Source organism: Streptomyces kurssanovii, from assembly GCF_040677245.1.
GTDB classification, from domain to species: Bacteria; Actinomycetota; Actinomycetes; order Streptomycetales; family Streptomycetaceae; genus Streptomyces; species Streptomyces kurssanovii.
In genome coordinates this window covers 74,474-90,371 of sequence record NZ_JBFAQK010000001.1, presented here as the reverse complement: position 1 = coordinate 90,371, position 15,898 = coordinate 74,474, and the positions used below count along the sequence as shown (strand labels likewise).

General features: G+C 71.4%; 14 protein-coding genes and 1 pseudogene. 3 read left to right on the top strand and 12 right to left on the bottom strand.

The annotated features are described in order from the left end of the window. Window positions 1-10 precede the first annotated feature (10 nt). Entirely contained in the window at window positions 11-370 is a 360-nt protein-coding gene (locus AB0K36_RS00440) for an NADH-quinone oxidoreductase subunit A (protein WP_003974383.1), read from the bottom strand. A gap of 701 nt (window positions 371-1,071) precedes the next feature. Here AB0K36_RS00440 and AB0K36_RS00435 point away from each other — a divergent pair. Next, a complete protein-coding gene (locus AB0K36_RS00435; protein WP_364586280.1) occupies window positions 1,072-1,875 on the top strand; it encodes a C40 family peptidase in 804 nt (267 codons plus the stop codon). A 163-nt stretch (window positions 1,876-2,038) separates the two neighbouring features. On the opposite strand, the gene AB0K36_RS00430 is transcribed toward AB0K36_RS00435, so the two are convergent. The 3 genes from AB0K36_RS00430 to AB0K36_RS00420 all read right to left on the bottom strand — a co-directional run bounded on the left by AB0K36_RS00430 (window position 2,039) and on the right by AB0K36_RS00420 (window position 5,327). Continuing rightward, window positions 2,039-3,142, bottom strand: coding sequence for a serine hydrolase domain-containing protein (locus tag AB0K36_RS00430; RefSeq protein WP_364586277.1), 1,104 nt, complete (start codon window positions 3,140-3,142; stop codon window positions 2,039-2,041). A gap of 344 nt (window positions 3,143-3,486) precedes the next feature. After that, window positions 3,487-4,044 carry a GNAT family N-acetyltransferase gene (locus AB0K36_RS00425; RefSeq protein ID WP_364586274.1) on the bottom strand — a complete coding sequence of 186 codons (558 nt, stop codon included), beginning with the start codon at window positions 4,042-4,044 and terminating at the stop codon, window positions 3,487-3,489. Further along, the gene (locus tag AB0K36_RS00420) at window positions 4,041-5,327 is read right to left on the bottom strand and encodes a geranylgeranyl reductase family protein (RefSeq protein WP_159688763.1); all 1,287 of its coding nucleotides are present in this window, start codon (window positions 5,325-5,327) and stop codon (window positions 4,041-4,043) included. The genes AB0K36_RS00425 and AB0K36_RS00420 overlap by 4 nt, the downstream gene beginning before the upstream one ends. 122 nt (window positions 5,328-5,449) lie before the next feature. On the opposite strand from AB0K36_RS00420, the gene AB0K36_RS00415 reads away from it, so the two are divergent. Beyond that, window positions 5,450-5,980 carry a GNAT family N-acetyltransferase gene (locus AB0K36_RS00415; protein ID WP_189467061.1) on the top strand — a complete coding sequence of 177 codons (531 nt, stop codon included), beginning with the start codon at window positions 5,450-5,452 and terminating at the stop codon, window positions 5,978-5,980. A 60-nt stretch (window positions 5,981-6,040) separates the two neighbouring features. Here AB0K36_RS00415 and AB0K36_RS00410 read toward each other — a convergent pair whose 3' ends face one another. From AB0K36_RS00410 to AB0K36_RS00380, 8 genes and pseudogenes are all read right to left on the bottom strand, one after another. Beyond that, window positions 6,041-8,560, bottom strand: coding sequence for a serine/threonine kinase C-terminal domain-containing protein (locus AB0K36_RS00410; protein WP_364586270.1), 2,520 nt, complete (start codon window positions 8,558-8,560; stop codon window positions 6,041-6,043). A 222-nt stretch (window positions 8,561-8,782) separates the two neighbouring features. Further along, window positions 8,783-8,851, bottom strand: a pseudogene (locus tag AB0K36_RS34685) (zinc-ribbon domain-containing protein); the annotation flags it as partial. Between the two features lie 144 nt (window positions 8,852-8,995). Continuing rightward, window positions 8,996-9,928 carry a glutaminase gene (locus tag AB0K36_RS00405; protein WP_364586267.1) on the bottom strand — a complete coding sequence of 311 codons (933 nt, stop codon included), beginning with the start codon at window positions 9,926-9,928 and terminating at the stop codon, window positions 8,996-8,998. Window positions 9,929-9,939: 11 nt separating this feature from the next. Next, on the bottom strand, window positions 9,940-10,635 hold the full coding sequence (locus AB0K36_RS00400) for a demethylmenaquinone methyltransferase (protein WP_189467065.1): 696 nt from the start codon (window positions 10,633-10,635) through the stop codon (window positions 9,940-9,942). Between the two features lie 153 nt (window positions 10,636-10,788). Then, complete coding sequence (locus AB0K36_RS00395; protein ID WP_364586263.1) at window positions 10,789-11,388, bottom strand: hypothetical protein; 600 nt, start codon at window positions 11,386-11,388, stop codon at window positions 10,789-10,791. A gap of 7 nt (window positions 11,389-11,395) precedes the next feature. Continuing rightward, complete coding sequence (gene mqnC / locus AB0K36_RS00390; RefSeq protein WP_307707727.1) at window positions 11,396-12,595, bottom strand: cyclic dehypoxanthinyl futalosine synthase; 1,200 nt, start codon at window positions 12,593-12,595, stop codon at window positions 11,396-11,398. A 75-nt stretch (window positions 12,596-12,670) separates the two neighbouring features. Further along, window positions 12,671-14,332, bottom strand: coding sequence for a serine/threonine-protein kinase (locus AB0K36_RS00385; RefSeq protein ID WP_364586260.1), 1,662 nt, complete (start codon window positions 14,330-14,332; stop codon window positions 12,671-12,673). 85 nt (window positions 14,333-14,417) lie between these two features. Next, complete coding sequence (locus tag AB0K36_RS00380; protein WP_364586257.1) at window positions 14,418-15,293, bottom strand: menaquinone biosynthetic enzyme MqnA/MqnD family protein; 876 nt, start codon at window positions 15,291-15,293, stop codon at window positions 14,418-14,420. Between the two features lie 295 nt (window positions 15,294-15,588). On the opposite strand from AB0K36_RS00380, the gene AB0K36_RS00375 reads away from it, so the two are divergent. Then, the gene (locus tag AB0K36_RS00375; protein ID WP_003967102.1) at window positions 15,589-15,792 is read left to right on the top strand and encodes a cold-shock protein; all 204 of its coding nucleotides are present in this window, start codon (window positions 15,589-15,591) and stop codon (window positions 15,790-15,792) included. Window positions 15,793-15,898 lie beyond the last annotated feature (106 nt).

The following is a 15,898-nucleotide window of genomic DNA, read 5'->3' as shown; positions in this document are numbered from 1 at the left end:
CCCTAGCCCCTCAGTCCCATTCCAGACCGCCGCGCCGCCATACATACGCGTAGGCGACGAAGACGGTGAGCACGAAGAGCAGCATCTCCACGAGCCCGAAGATCCCCAGGGCGTCGAAGGTGACGGCCCAGGGATAGAGGAAGACGATCTCGATGTCGAAAATGATGAAGAGCATCGCCGTCAGGTAGTACTTGATCGGAAAGCGTCCGCCTCCGGCGGGCGTAGGTGTGGGCTCGATGCCGCACTCGTACGCTTCGAGCTTTGCCCGGTTGTACCGCTTGGGGCCGATAAGCGTGGCCATGACCACGGAGAAGATCGCAAACCCTGCCCCGAGGGCGCCGAGCACAAGGATGGGCGCGTAAGCATTCACCCTCCCCGCTCCTTCCAGTCGTCCTTGACCGTTGGACCGCACCCGGGCGATCACTCGCCGCCTCGAAGATCGTGCCGAAGATCGTGCACATGTGAGGCAGTTCACAAGCCCGGAACCCGCATCCTATGCCTGTCGGTCTGTGATCTGCGACACGGGGTCGGGCATCGAGTTTGTGATCTCCACCACCCGACGAAGGATCATGAAGCCGGATGAGCGGTGATCTTCGTACGCGAAGCTCCCGGGTGATCACCAGACGTGACATCTGGAGCTGTTACCGCTGGTCGGAGGCGGGGTGCCCTATCAAGCGGTGGCGGGTGCACGCAAATTCGAGATGGACCGCATCGGGTGATATTGGACCGCCGGGTCACCCGGCAGTGGGATCGGGCGGACCGCGGTGGACCGGAGCACCGGTCCACGGCCTCCCGAGCGCCCGGACGTTGACCATTCTGTGACCTGCGCCACTCACTCAAGAGTTCAACAAAAGCGGGGCTTGGCCAACGACGTAAAGGGGTGGTAAGCCCACGGCAATTCGGACCTTTTACGGAAAGCCCATGATCACAGCCGTGATCACCTGTGACCGGTTTGCCCGTTACGGCGTCAATAAGGGTCCATGCGCAGCGGATTCAGAGGTTCCGGTCGTAACTGTGGCGCAACACACGTTTCTTGAAGGGAACCGTCCTGCCCTGATAGCGGTTGTACTCATGTCCCACACCGCTCACATACCCAGCCACCGGAAGCCCCGCCGCAGCGCCTCGAAAATGGCGATACGGGCCGGAGTTGCCGGTGGCTTCCTCAGCACCATCGCGGTGGCCGGTGCTGCCGGGCCGGCGAACGCCGAGCCGGTGACCGAGACCATCGAGATGCCCTTGCTCACCGCCGACTCCCTGGCCGCGGTCGCCCAGTCCGCGGAGGCCACCCAGCAGGTAGCCCTCGACCTCGAGCTCCAGGCGCAGCTGCAGGCCCAGGAAGAGGCCGCCGCCGCCAAGGCCGCGAAGGCCGCCGAGAAGGCCAAGGCCGAGGCGGACCGCGCTGCCGAGGCCAAGGAGAAGGAAGAGGCGCGCAAGCGCGCCGAGGCCGCCGCCCAGGAGCGCGCGTCCCGCGACTCCGAGCGCACCACGCTCTCGGCCTCCGCCTCCACCGGCACCGCCACGGGCAGCGCCGCCACCGTGGTCGCGTTCCTCAAGGCGCAGCTCGGCGACGCGTACATCATGGGCGCCACCGGCCCCAACGCCTGGGACTGCTCCAGCCTGGTCCAGGCCGCGTACCGCACCGTCGGCATCGACCTGCCGCGCGTCTCCCAGGACCAGTCGCTGGCCGGCACCCAGGTCGGCACCTCCAACCTTCAGGTGGGCGACATCCTCTACTGGGGCGGCGCCGGTTCCGCGTACCACACGGGCGTCTACATCGGTGACGGCCAGTACCTGGACGCCGCGAACCCCAGCAAGGGCGTCGTCATCCAGGACCTGTCCGGCTACCCGGCGAGCGGCGCGGTGCGCGTCCTCTGACGTTTCCTCACTGCCTGGAAGGGCCGCCGTTCCCTCGGGGGAGCGGCGGCCCTTCGGCGGTTTCAGGAGTACGTCACGGGACGCGGCGCCGGCTTCACGGCGGAGCGGATTCCGCCGCTACGCCACCGCGGAGAGCGACGGAACGTGATGCGAAAGGACTCGACTAGCGTCCATCGGCGCACAGGGCCGCGTCGACCGCCCCTTGGAGGTGGCGCAGGCTCTCGCCTTCGGCCGCCCAGGTCGTGGTGTAGACGGTGACGGTGCCGCGGCCAGCCGTGGCCCGGCCGCCGCCGACCGAGTCGCCGGGCAGGTCGCCGCCGTGGCCCCAGTAGACGCCGCCGCAGCTGAGCGGGATCGAAGCGACGCCGTAGCCGTACCGGCTGCCCGCCGGGTAGACGTCGCGGCCGCCGACATCGGTGGTGTCACGGGTCATCAGGCGCAGGGCCCAACCGGGAAGGAGCCGACCGCCGAACAGGCCGTCCCAGAAGGCGTTGAGGTCCTCTGGGGTCGAGACGAGCCCGCCGGACGCACCGAACTCGTACCCGGGCAACTCGGTCATGTCCACCCGGCCGGCCTCCGGACGTGCCGGGTTGATGCCGTAGTTACGGGCGTGCGGTCCGCGCAGGTGCAGCTCACCGGGCGCGGGCCAGTAGGTGTCGTCCAGGCGCAGCGGACGCAGAATGGTGCGCTCGATGTAAGTGCGGAAATCGACCCCCGCCACCTTGTCGATCAGCATGCCGAGCACGAGGTAGTTGGTGTTGGAGTAGCCCCAGTCGGTGCCCGGCTCGAAGGCGGGCTCCTTCTTGAGCGCGAGACCGAGATGGTCCTCGGGCGTGCCGGGCGGCAGGCTCCAGTCGACGAGCGTGGTGTACTCCGGGATACCACTGGTCTGCTTGAGCAACTGGCGTACGGTGACGGCGTGTCCGGCGAGTTGTGGCACGTAGGTGCCCGCGCGGTCGCCGAGCCGTATCCGCCCGTCCGCCACCAGACGCATCACGGCTGCCGCGGTGAATGCCTTGGTGTTGCTGGCCACCCGGAACCGGCCCTCCGCGTCGACCATCGGCCTGCCCGACTCCAGGTCCGCGACGCCGGCGGTGCGCGTCACCTCGCCGTCGTACGCAAGGGCGCCCGGCACCCCGTCCCGGTCGACGAGCAGGTCCAGCTGCCGCTGCACCGGATCGTGTTGCCGGGCCGCTGCCACCGGGGCGAACGCCCCGGTGAGGGTTGCGGCGAGCAGGATCGCGGCGCCGATGCGCTTGTTCAGCATGGATGGTCTCCCCCTGGTCGTGGCCCGGCCTGCCCGGGCCGATCGATCGCTCGCCGACGACATTGCCAGGATCCCGGCGCGAGATCAGTGCACCCGCCACCCGGATCGGAGATGCGGTCAGCCCCCTTGACACACCCCTCTTGACATGGGGTGGATCGCCGGGGTCGCAGCCGGTCCGTGGGGAAGTCGCCGTGCCGTGCGGTCCGTGGGGAAGTCGCCGTGCCGTGCGGTCCGTGGGGAAGTCGCCGTGCCGTGCGGTCCGTGGGGAAGTTCGCCGTGCCGTCACGGACGGCAAGGCCGCACCAGACCGAGGCGGCCCGCAGCGCGGACAGCCGGGCAGGTCGTCACGCAGCCGGCGGGGCGTCGTGCAGGATGCGCTGGAAGAGCCGGTGGTCGCGCCATCGGCCGTCGATGTGCAGATAGCGCGGCGCCATGCCGATGGGTTCGAAGCCGCAGCGCTCGAGCACGCGCTGCGAACGCAGGTTGTCGACCAGTGTGGTGGCCTCGATCCGGTGCAGCCCCAGCTCGCCTGCCGCGATGCCGCACACCGCCTCCACGGCCGCCGTCGCCAGGCCCCTGCCCTGGCGGTCGGCCGCCGTCCAGTAGCCGAGGTAGGCACTGCAGAAGGGGCCGAGCGTGATGCCCGAGAGCGTGATCGTCCCGACGACGCGTCCGTCGCCGGCGACGAGCAGCCAGGGCACGCCGCGTCCGGCCTCGTACTCACGGAGCCGTTCGGCGAGGCGGACGGCCTGTCCCTCGACGGTGAAGAAGCGTTCGTCGCGGCGCGGCTCCCAGGGAGCCAGGTGCTCCCGGTTGTCCACGTACGCCGCGCACAGCGCCTCAGCGTCGGCGGGCGTCGCCGTCCGCAGCACCGTGCCGTCGGGCAGCACCGCCGTACTCACGCCTTCGGGGCCACCTTCGACAGGCCGTTGATGATGCGGTCCATCGCGTCGCCGCCCGACGGGTCGGTCAGGTTCGCCAGCATCTTCAGGGTGAACTTCATCAACAGCGGGTGGGTCAGACCACGCTGCGTCGCGATCTTCATGACCTTCGGGTTGCCGATCAGCTTCACGAACGCGCGGCCCAGCGTGTAGTAGCCGCCGTAGGTGTCCTTGAGGACCTTCGGGTAGCGGTGCAGCGCCAGTTCGCGCTGGGCCGGGGTCTGGCGGGCGTGCGCCTGGACGATGACGTCGGCCGCGATCTGGCCCGACTCCATCGCGTACGCGATGCCCTCGCCGTTGAAGGGGTTGACCAGGCCGCCCGCGTCGCCGACCAGCAGCAGGCCCTTGGTGTAGTGCGGCTGGCGGTTGAACGCCATCGGCAGGGCCGCGCCCCGGATCGGGCCGGTCATGTTCTCGTCGGTGTAGCCCCAGTCCTCCGGCATGGACGCGCACCAGGCCTTCAGGACCTCGCGCCAGTCCAGTTCCTTGAAGGACGCCGAGGTGTTCAGGACGCCGAGGCCGACGTTGGACGTGCCGTCGCCCATGCCGAAGATCCAGCCGTAGCCGGGCAGCAGCCGGTCCTCGCCCGGCCCGCGCCGGTCCCACAGCTCCAGCCACGACTCGAGGTAGTCGTCGTCGTGACGGGGTGAGGTGAAGTACGTACGCACCGCCACGCCCATCGGGCGGTCCTCGCGGCGGTGCAGGCCCATCGCGAGCGAGATCCGGGAAGAGTTGCCGTCGGCGGCGACCACCAGCGGGGCGTGGAAGGTGACCGGGGTCTTCTCCTCGCCGAGCTTGGCGTGGACCCCGGTGATCCGGCCGGTGCGGTCGTCGATGACGGGGGCGCCGACGTTGCACCGCTCGTACAGCCGCGCGCCGGCCTTCTGGGCCTGGCGGGCCAGCTGCTCGTCGAAGTCGTCGCGCTTGCGGACCAGTCCGTAGTCCGGGTACGAGGCGAGCTCTGGCCAGTCGAGCTGGAGACGCACACCGCCGCCGATGATCCGCAGGCCCTTGTTCCGCAGCCAGCCCGCCTCTTCGGAGATGTCGATCCCCATGGAGACCAGCTGCTTGGTGGCGCGCGGGGTGAGGCCGTCGCCGCAGACCTTCTCGCGCGGGAAGGCGGTCTTCTCCAGCAGCAGCACGTCCAGCCCGGCCTTGGCCAGGTAGTACGCGGTGGTGGAGCCGGCCGGGCCTGCCCCGACGACGATCACATCGGCAGTGTGCTCGGTGAGGGCTTCGGTCACGGCGGCTTCTCCCGAGTATTCGATGGGGCATTCCGATATTTGCGTACCGAACGGCACAGGACCTGTGCAGTCTTGTGCAGTCTAAGGTGGCGTAGCGATCAACCGACCGAAGGGCTCCGTCTATGAGCAGCAGGCCGCTTCCCGTCATACAGCTCCGGGTGCCCACGGACGAGGACGCCGTCATCTGGCACCGGGTCTTCGACGACCCGGAGGTCATGGAGTTCCACGGCGGAAGAGCGGCCGAGCTGTCCGTGTACGAGGAGCTGACGGCCCGGCAGCGCAGACACGACGCCGAGCACGGATTCTGCCTCTGGACGATGCTCGACGAGGACGGCGAGGTCGTCGGCTTCACGGGCGCCCAGCCCTGGCCGCACGAGGACTTCGGCCCTGTCGGCGAGATCGAGATCGGCTGGCGGCTGGCCCGTTCCGCCTGGGGCCGCGGCTACGCGACCGCCGCCGCCCGCACCACGCTGGAGCGGGTACGGGCGGCGGGGGTGGAGCGGGTCGTGGCGATGGTGAACTCCCGCAACGAGCGGTCCATCGCCGTGGCGAGGCGGCTCGGCATGGAGCTCGCGGAGACCTTCACGACCCCGGTGTCCCAGCAGAGCGGCTACTGCTTCCGGCTGGAGCTCGGCGGCACCGGCCGCCCCTGAGCCCCTGGGCGGGGCGCTCAGGGGGCCGTGGCCTCGGGTGCCGGGACCGCGGCGGCGTGCTCAGCCGGCCTTGAACGTGCTGATGGCGGTCGAGAACACGACGTCCGCGGCCGGGTCCCACGTGTCCGCGCGCCCGGCGGCCAGAATCGCGTACTCGGTCCCGTCTGCGGCGACGAAGGCCTGGTCGATCACATGACGCCGCAGGTCGCTCTCGTCGGGCTCGGGAACGTGCGTGAACTCCCAGAGCGCGCCGGGGCGGCCCTGGTAGGTGTTCTCCTCCAGGCGCAGCCGCTCGTAGTCGCTCCCTGCCTTGGCCAGATGCTTCTGCTCCAGGCCGGTGAAGTTGTCGTACGAACTCATCGGCGTGTTCCTGACGATGCCGATCTGGATGTAGTCGCCGCCGGTGGGCGCCTCGTAGAAGACCTGGCTGCCGGCCTGCCGGCGTGACCATCCCTCCATCACGCCGACCGTGAACCCGGCGGGGTCCTGCTTCAGTACGAAGCCGGCCGGCAGCACCGGGTCGGCGCCGGGCGACGGCCCCGTCGCGCTCGGGGAGGGAGTGGTGGTCGGGGTGGGGGACGCCGCCGGGGACGGCGGGGTCGGCGAGGGTGACGTGGAGCCCTTCGCGTCGCCCTCGGGCGTCCCGACGATCTCGATCGACGGATCGGCCCGGTCGTCCCTGTCCTGGAGCATCAGCACGCCCGCGGTCGCGCCGCCGCCGATGACGAACGCGGCGGTGAGGGTCGCCGTCCACACCAGGACCCGGCGCTTGCCGGCCCCGTCGGCGGCGGGCTCGTCGTACGCGCCGGGGAGCGGCTGCTGCGGTACGTACGGCGCGGGCACGTGGGCGGCTGCGCCGCCGTCCACGGCGGTGGGCGTGGGCACGGCCGCCGGGCCGGGCTCGTGCATCGACACCGGCGCTGCCGGGCCCGGCTCATGCATCGGCTCCGGCGCTGCCGGGCCCGGCTCCGGCCAGGGCCTCACGGCCGCTGCGGCCTCCGAGGCGCCTGCGGCCTCCGGCAGAGCGGCAGGGTTGGCGCCGCCGGGCACGGCGGGGTGCGGCGCCGCCTCTGTGGACGCGGCGGGATGCGGCGCCGCCTCCGCGGACGCGGCGTGGTGCGGTGTCGCCTCCGCGGAGGCGGCCGGGCCAGGCGCGGGCACTGCCCCCAGGGCACCGGGCAGGCCGATCGGGTCGCCACCGGCGGGCCCGGCGCGATGCGCCGCCTCTGCGGGAACGGCGGGGACGGGCGCCGCGCCGGCCGGGCCGGGACCGGGCCCGTAGGGCGGCGGCGTGTGCCCCATGGGCTGCTGACCAGGCGAGGGCGACACCGGCGGATGCGGGGCGGGGCCCGTGCCCGGCGACGTCGGCCCGCCGCCCGTGAGGCGCAGCAGCACGGGGCCGAGCAGCAGCGCTCCGCCCACCCACAGCAGTCCGAACAGCAGCGCGTCCGGCACGCTCGGGGCCACCTCGGTCGTGCCCATGCCGACGAAGTAGCCCAGGCCGCCCGTCAGATCCGTGGTGACGCCGCTGACGCCGGTGAACGTCAGGAGCAACGCCAGCGTGAACCCGCCTGCCAGCACCTGCTCACGGCGGTCGGCCGAGCGGCGGGCCGTCCAGAGGCCGATGGCCAGCGCGCACACGGCGCCGAGCACCAGGACCCCGGCCACCGCGCCGCCGCCCCACTCGTCGGAGATCTCCCCGAGGCCGATGCTGCCGCGCTCCACGGCGGAGTCGCCCCAGCCGCCGCTGCCCCGGAAGCTGTACTCGACGGGCACGCCCCAGCTCAGCCCGAGCACGGCGAAGCCGATGTTGGGCAGGATCGGCAGGGCGAGCAGCAGTGCCGTGCCGTCCACATCGTCGGTGCCGGCGAAGACCACGAAGCCGACCAGCGAGCAGAGCGCGACCACCGCGCCCACCACGCCCACGGCCGTGCCGAGTGCGCGGACCGCCGACCGGGCGGCCGGACGCTGCGCGAGCGCGACGGCGAACCGGTCCCGCTGGAGCACCCCGGCGGTCACCACCAGGGAGATCACGAGTGCGCCGAGCGCGGCGAGCACGGGCGAGGCGGAGACCTTCACACCCATGATCTCGGGCTGGGCGAACAGACCGAGCACCAGTACAGCGGCCGTCACCAGCAAGGAGACGCGCACCGCTGCCTCCATGCCCTCGCCGCGCCGGCGCAGTGTCCGGGCGCCCAGCCAGAGGGCGGCGATCCACAGCGCGGTCACCGTCAGCGGTACGAGTGACAGGGACGCCGCTCCCTGCGCGAGTTGGTCCATGCCGGAGCCGTAGGAGCCGTCGCCGTCGGGCCCGAAGCCCGAGCCGGAGCCCGATCCGGAGCCCGGTCCGGAGCCGAATCCGTCCGGTCCGTACGGTGACGCTCCGGCCGCCTTCAGCTCGAAGCCGCCGCCGACGCCCTGGAGCAGCAGGGCGAGGGCGATACGGAGCCGCTCGCTCCAGCCGACGAAGACCTCGTCGTCCTGGCCGTAGGACGGAATCGCCAGCCCGATCGCGAGCACCAGCAGCAGTCCGGTCGGCCACACGGCGGCCTTGGCGGCGGACAGCCAGTCACCTCGCATCGCCCGTCCGAGGAACGCGCCGACGGGCGACGGCTGTACGGGGCCGGGGCCGTACCCCGGCGGGGGCGGAACGGCGGGAGCGGGCAGGGGCGCGGGTGCCGAAGCGGGCGGTGGCGGAGGGGTCGGCAGGGCGGCGGGGGCCGACGGAGCCGGTGGGGCCGCGGGGGCCGGCGGGGCCGGTGACCCGGCCGGCGAGGACGGAACTTCGGGCAGCCGTTCCTTCCCGCATTTCATGCAGAAGCGCGCCTCGTCCGGGAACGGGGTGCCGCAGTGCAGGCAGTACGACGCCATGGGGAGACTCCGAAAGAGCAAGCGGTGACGGGGAGACGGGGAAGTACGCACGAGCGGTGAGCGTTCTTGGACAACTGACTCATCTTCACCATCGGGCGGTTCCCGTCAACTCACCTTTCCCCAAAGGAAGAAGTGGACGCGGCCTCAGAACACCGAGAGACCGGTCAGTGTCGTGAAGCGGTCCAGCGCCGCCACCCCCGCCACCGAGTTGCCCCGCGCGTCCAGCCCCGGGCTCCATACGCACAGCGTGCACCGCCCCGGCACGACCGCCACGATCCCCCCGCCCACCCCGCTCTTGCCGGGCAGCCCGACCCGGTAGGCGAAGTCCCCGGCCGCGTCGTAGGTACCGCAGGTGAGCATCACGGCGTTGATCTGCTTGGCCTCGCTGCGGGTCAGCAGCCGCGAGCCGTCGGCGCGCAGCCCGTGCCGGGCCAGGAAGCGGGACGCCAGGGTCAGATCGGCACAGCTCATCTCGATCGAGCACTGCCAGAAGTAGTGGTCGAGCAGGGTCGGTACGGGATTGACGATGTTGCCGTACGAGGCCATGAAATGGGCGAGGGCGGCATTGCGGTCGCCGTGCGCGGACTCCGACTCGGCGACCTCGGGGTCGAAGGCCAGGTCCGGGTTGCCGCTCTCCTGCCGCAGGAACTCCAGCAGTTCGCTGCTCGCGTCGCCGGTCAGGGTCTGCAGCCGGTCGGTGACGACGAGGGCCCCGGCGTTGATGAACGGGTTGCGCGGGATCCCGTTCTCGTACTCCAGCTGCACCAGTGAGTTGAAGGGGTTGCCCGAGGGTTCACGGCCGACGCGTTCCCACAGGCTCTCGTCGTCCGCGGCGAGAGCGAGCGCGAGGGTGAAGACCTTGGTGATCGACTGTACGGAGAAGGGGTGTTGCCAGTCCCCCACTCCGTACACCTTGCCGCTGACGTCGGCGATCGCCATGCCGAAACGCCGCGGGTCGACCGAGGCGAGAGCCGGGATGTACTCGGCGGGCGTGCCGCTGCCGATCAGCGGGGCGATGTCGGCCGCGATCTGTTCCAGGACCGCCTGGTAGTCCACGGCGATCCCCTGGAGCTCCATGTCCGGCTTGCCTACCGGGGCCGGGTGCCGCGGTGCAGCGCCACGATGCCGCCGGACAGGTTGCGCCAGGCGACCTGGGACCAGCCGGCCCGCTGGAGTCGGCCGGCGAGCGCGGGCTGGTCGGGCCAGCTCTGGATCGACTCGGCGAGGTACACGTAGGCGTCGGGGTTGGAGGACACGGCACGCGCCACGGGCGGCAGGGCGCGCATCAGGTACTCCTCGTACACGGTGCGGAACGGCGCCCAGGTCGGGTGCGAGAACTCGCAGATGACCACGCGCCCGCCCGGCTTGGTCACCCGGTACAGCTCGCGCAGCGCGGCGTCGGTGTCCTGCACGTTGCGCAACCCGAAGGAGATCGTCACGGCGTCGAAGACCCCGTCGGCGAAGGGCAGCTTCGTCGCGTCGCCGGCGGTGAGCGGCAGCCAGGGATTGCGCTTCTTGCCTTCGCGCAGCATCCCGAGGGAGAAGTCGCACGGCACGACGTACGCGCCGGTGGCCGTGAACGGCAGGGACGAGGTGCCGGTGCCCGCGGCGAGGTCGAGGACCTTCTGCGCGGGGCGGGCGTCGACCGCCTTGGCGACCTCCTTGCGCCACAGCCTGGCCTGGCCGAGCGAGAGCACGTCGTTGGTGAGGTCGTACTTGGCCGCCACGTCGTCGAACATCGAGGCGACTTCGTGCGGCTGCTTTTCCAGGGAGGCTCGGGTCACGGACCCATTGTGCAACCCGGCCCGCCCTTGCGAGGGACCAGGGTTCCGCCCGCGCGCCACGGGTGGGTCCGACTGCCATGGATCCGTCCGCCTCGGATCCGCATACGTCGGTCCTGGGCCGGCGGGGCCGCCGACCCGGGCAGCCCCGCGGTCCTAGCTGCGCCGGTGGACCAGCCGCCCGCCGATGACGGTGGCCACGCACGTCGACGCCCCGCGCCGCACCAGTTCGGCCCGGTCCGGCACGTCGAACACCGCGAAGCGGGCGGGCCCGCCCGGAGTCGGCATGGGGAGCAGGACGAGCGGCACCGGCGAGAAGGACGGGGGTCCGGGCAGCCTCGGCGGGCGTCCGCCCACGACCAGCCCGGCACGGCGCACGGCGTCCAGCGCCGGCCGGCTCCGCAACTCGCCCGCGATGGCGACCGTTCCATGGGCCAGCAGGCGCTGGACACCGCGGCGAGCGCTCGCGCCCCGCCGTGACGCGTCGGCGCGGAAGACGGCCTGCGCGCGCTCCCCGGTGATCGGCTCGGTGCCCAGCTCGGCGGCCTCGCGCGGGTCCGGGTGGTAGGTGGCTTCGAGCAGCTCGGGCCCGTACGGGTTGAGCAGCCCGGGGGTGAGGATGCCGGGCCACCGCCGTACCCGTGCCTGCGGGCGGACGGCGGCCAGGTCCTCGTACGGGCCGACGGCGGCGACCTGCGCGCCGTCGACGAGGACGGCGAGCTCGGGCGAGGCCTCGGCCACGTGAATGGTCAGCAAGGCGGCCTCAGTTCGAGGCGAGCAGCTTCAGCTCGGGGTGCGCCGTCCCGCCCTCGATCGCCGTGGACGAGATGTGCGAGACGACCCGCTCGTCGACCGGGTCGTCGGCCGGGTCGTCGTGCACCACGATGTGCTCGTACGTCGTGGTCCGCTGCGCCGGGACGCGGCCCGACTTGCGGATCAGGTCGATGATCTCCATGCGGTTGGAGCGGTGCTTGGCGCCCGCCGAGGAGACGACGTTCTCCTCGAGCATGATCGAGCCGAGGTCGTCCGCGCCGTAGTGCAGCGACAGCTGGCCGACCTCCTTGCCGGTGGTGAGCCAGGAGCCCTGGATGTGCGCGACGTTGTCGAGGAAGAGCCGGGCGATCGCGATCATGCGCAGGTACTCGAAGAGCGTGGCCTGCGTACGGCCCTTGAGGTGGTTGTTCTCGGGCTGGTACGTGTACGGGATGAACGCGCGGAAGCCGCCCGTGCGGTCCTGCACGTCACGGATCATGCGCAGGTGCTCGATGCGCTCGGCGTTGGTCTCGCCGGTGCCCATCAGCATCGTGGAGGTGGACTCCACGCCCAGGTTGTGCGCGATCTCCATGATCTCCAGCCACCGCTCGCCGGACTCCTTGAGCGGGGCGATCGCCTTCCGGGGACGCTCCGGCAGCAGCTCGGCGCCGGCGCCCGCGAAGGAGTCCAGACCGGCGGCGTGGATGCGCGTGATCGCCTCTTCCACGGACACCCCGGAGATCCGGGCCATGTGCTCCACCTCGGACGCGCCGAGCGAGTGGATCACCAGCTGCGGGAACTCCTTCTTGATGGCCGCGAAGTGCTCCTCGTAGTACTCGACGCCGTAGTCCGGGTGGTGGCCGCCCTGGAACATGATCTGCGTGCCACCGAGCTCGACGGTCTCCGCGCAGCGGCGCAGGATGTCGTCGAGGTCACGGCTCCAGCCCTTCGCGGTGTCCTTCGGCGCGGCGTAGAAGGCGCAGAACTTGCACGCCGTGACACACACGTTGGTGTAGTTGATGTTGCGCTCGATGATGTACGTCGCGATGTGCTCGGTGCCGGCGTAACGGCGCCGGCGCACGGCGTCCGCCGCCGCGCCCAGGGCGTGCAGCGGAGCGGAGCGGTAGAGCTCGAGCGCTTCCTCTGCCGTGATCCGCCCGCCTTCCGCGGCACGGTCCAGGACGGGCTGAAGATCGGCCTTCTCGGTCACCGGGCGTCACCCTTCGGCGGTTTTTCGGTGGATCTACGGACCGATCCAGGCTACGCCACCCCTCCGGCCGTTCCGTCAGCCGGTCTTCTTGGTGAGCGTGGCGGTCGGCCGGCCCGCGGCGTCCTCGTCGGACCGGTAGCGCAGTGTCCCGTCGTCGTCGAGCGTGAAGACCAGTCCGGCCTTGCCCGAGGTGCACTGGCCCTGCTGTCCCGGCCGTTCGGGGTCGGTGCGCTCCTCGACGCGCAGGGCACGCTCCGTGCTGCCCGCGGCGAGCTTGCCGACGCCGTGGCACTCGACGCTCACCCCCGGCACGGAGATCGACGTGGTCGTGCGCACGACGTCGTCGCCCTTGCCGCCCTCGGTGAAGGTGACGGTGAGCGTGCCGTGCGGCAGGCCGGTCTGCTCGACCGCCGGTCCGCTCCAGGTGCCGAGGAACGCCTCCGGCACCTCGTCGACCCGGGCGGAGGCGGAGGGGGCAGGGCTCTTCGACGCTGTCGCGGCAGGTGGTCGGGCGCCGGTGTCGCCCTGGTCCGCGCCGCCGGCGCCCCGCCACTGGTCGAGCAGCACGACGCCGCCGACCGTGACGGCGGCGAGGGCGCCGGCGACCGTGAGCGCCAGGGTGCAGCTGACCCGGCGGCCCTGCCGGCCTCCGGCGGCGGTGACCGAGAAGCCGTTCCCCGGTGTCCGGGACGGGCCGGTGGGTGTCCCGCCCGGCTGCGGCGCCCAGCCGGGCGGGGCCTGCCCGGGCGAGCCGGGTTCGACCGGCGGGCCGAAGACACCGACGGCCGGGCTGCTGAACGCGACGGGTCCCGATGCGGCGCCCTCGGGCGGGGCGGGCGGGGGCTCCGGCAGCGATTCCAGGTGAAGCAGTTCCACCGCCGCGCGGCTGATCTGCTCCACCAGCGGCCCCGGCAGCCACCCCGACGACTGCCCCGCGGCGACGGCGAGCCCGTCGGCGATCTCGCCGGGGCCCGGCCGCGCGGCCGGTTCCTTGGCCAGGCAGGCGGCCACCAGGTCCCGCAGTCCGCCGTCCAGCGCGCCGAGTTCCGGCTCCTCGTGCACCACCTTGTAGAGCAACGCGGCAGAGGAGTCGCCGTGGAAGGGGGCGGTGCCGGTCGCCGCGTACGCGAGGACCGCGCCGAGCGAGAAGACGTCGGCGGCGCCGGTGACGCCCTTGCCGAGGATCTGCTCCGGAGACATGTAGCCGGGTGACCCGACGGAGACACCGGTGGAGGTGAGCGACGCCGTGCCGTCCGTGGCACGGGCGATCCCGAAGTCGATCAGCCGCGGCCCCTCCAGCGTCAGCAGCACGTTGGACGGCTTCACGTCACGGTGCACCAGTCCCAGCGCGTGCACGGCGACCAGCGCGCGTGCCAGTCCGGCGCCCAGCACCCGCACCGACCGCACGGGCAGCGGCCCGTGGTCCGTGACCGCCTGGGTGAGGGAGGGTCCTGCGACGTAGCCGGTGGCCACCCACGGCACAGGCTCGTCGGGGCCGGCGTCGAGGACCGGGGCGGTCCACTCCCCACCGACCTGGCGTGCCGCCTCCACCTCGCGCCGGAACCGGGCACGGAACTCGTCGTCGAGCGCGAAGTGCGGATGGACGACCTTGACCGCGACGGTGCGCCCGCCGGCGCTGCGCCCCAGATAGACGCGCCCCATTCCGCCCGCCCCGAGCCTGCCCAGCAGCCGGTACGCGCCGATGCTGCGCGGGTCGCCGGGATCAAGCGGCTGCATCTGAACTCCCCCGTTCGGCATCCTGCGCCGGTCGGCCCTCAGCCTAGGGCCTGCCGGGGGCGGCGGGGCCGGGCGGGGACGCGGTTCAGCTGCCGAGGAGTTCGACCTTCACGTCCGCCGGGAAGCCGGTCGTGGGACCGGTCCTGCGGGCGAATTCCGTGACGCCCGCGAGCTGGTCCGGACCGAAGCGGAAGTCCAGCGTCGTGAAGTACCGCTCCAGCAGCTCCGCGTCGAAGGCCTCCCAGCGCGCCGCCTGTTCGGCGACCTTGCCGACCTCTTCGAGGGACACGTCCCGCGAGGTGAGGAAGGCCTCGTGCACCTTGCGCACCACGAGGGGCTCACGGGCCAGATAGTCCTTGCGCGCGGCCCAGACGGCGAAGACGAACGGCAGTCCCGTCCACTCCTTCCACATCTGTCCGAGGTCGTGGACCTGGAGCCCGAGGCGGGGAGCGTCGTGGAGGGAGGCCCGCAGCGCGGCGTCGCCGATCAGGACGGCCGCGTCGGCCTCCTGCATCATCACCCCGAGGTCGGGCGGGCACGTGTAGTAGTCCGGAGCGACCTGGTACTGCTCGGCCAGCAGCAGTTGGGCGAGCCGTACCGATGTACGGGAGGTGGAGCCGAGCGCGACGCGCGCCTTGTCGAGCTGCTCCAGCGGAAGCTGCGACACGATCACGCAGGACATCACCGGGCCGTCGCAGCCCACCGCGAGGTCGGGAAAGGCGACGAGTTCGTCTGCATTGCGAAGGAATTCCACGAGCGTGACGGGCGCGATGTCGAGTTCGCCCCTTACCAGCCGTTCGCTGAGCTTCTCCGGGGTGTCCTTCGTCAGTTCGAGATCGAGGAGAGTTCCGGTCCTGGCGAGCCCCCAGTAAAGGGGGAGACAGTTCAGGAACTGGATGTGACCGACACGCGGCCGGCTGCGACGGAGGTCGGTTGCTGTGCTTTCTCCAAGACTGTCCACATCGTGAGGCTAGACCTGTCCCCCGGATCCGTCCGCGCCGGGTCGCCGCGATTGTCGGGCGCGACCCGTCCGAGCTGGGCTTCGTCAGCGCGACGAGGGGTCGGTCAAACGTCCGGGTGACGTGATCTTTCCCTCTACCGCTGCGCACACGCTGCGTGCTAGGCTCGACGCAAGTTGCAGTTTGGTTTCCCTTGCAGTACAGAGCCTGCGGAGCATGTAACCCGCAGGCTTTTGTAGTTTTCAGACTTCTTGCAGGTTCTGGAGCAGGGCAACCCTTTGGCCCATAGGAGGGCTTATGGCTACCGGAACCGTCAAGTGGTTCAACGCTGAAAAGGGCTTCGGCTTCATCGCCCAGGACGGCGGCGGCCCGGATGTCTTCGTCCACTACTCCGCGATCAACGCGTCCGGGTTCCGCTCCCTCGAGGAGAACCAGGTCGTGAACTTCGACGTCACCCAGGGCCCGAAGGGCCCGCAGGCGGAGAACGTCACCCCGGCCTAGTCAGCCAGGGTCGGCGATCGCGCACGACTCAGCAGTACCCAAGGAGCCCCGTCCCCGTACGTCGTACGGAGCCGGGGCTCCTGCCTTTCCCGGGCCTTTCCGGATC

What these genes read in the sequence shown, in the direction of transcription:
- AB0K36_RS00385 (WP_364586260.1), bottom strand. Translation starts at nt 14,332, where the DNA reads ATGCAGCCGCTTGATCCCGGCGACCCGCGCAGCATCGGCGCGTACCGG.
- AB0K36_RS00415 (WP_189467061.1), top strand. Translation starts at nt 5,450, where the DNA reads ATGAGCAGCAGGCCGCTTCCCGTCATACAGCTCCGGGTGCCCACGGAC.
- AB0K36_RS00375 (WP_003967102.1), top strand. Translation starts at nt 15,589, where the DNA reads ATGGCTACCGGAACCGTCAAGTGGTTCAACGCTGAAAAGGGCTTCGGC.
- AB0K36_RS00430 (WP_364586277.1), bottom strand. Translation starts at nt 3,142, where the DNA reads ATGCTGAACAAGCGCATCGGCGCCGCGATCCTGCTCGCCGCAACCCTC.
- AB0K36_RS00405 (WP_364586267.1), bottom strand. Translation starts at nt 9,928, where the DNA reads ATGGAGCTCCAGGGGATCGCCGTGGACTACCAGGCGGTCCTGGAACAG.
- AB0K36_RS00435 (WP_364586280.1), top strand. Translation starts at nt 1,072, where the DNA reads ATGTCCCACACCGCTCACATACCCAGCCACCGGAAGCCCCGCCGCAGC.
- AB0K36_RS00410 (WP_364586270.1), bottom strand. Translation starts at nt 8,560, where the DNA reads ATGCGAGGTGACTGGCTGTCCGCCGCCAAGGCCGCCGTGTGGCCGACC.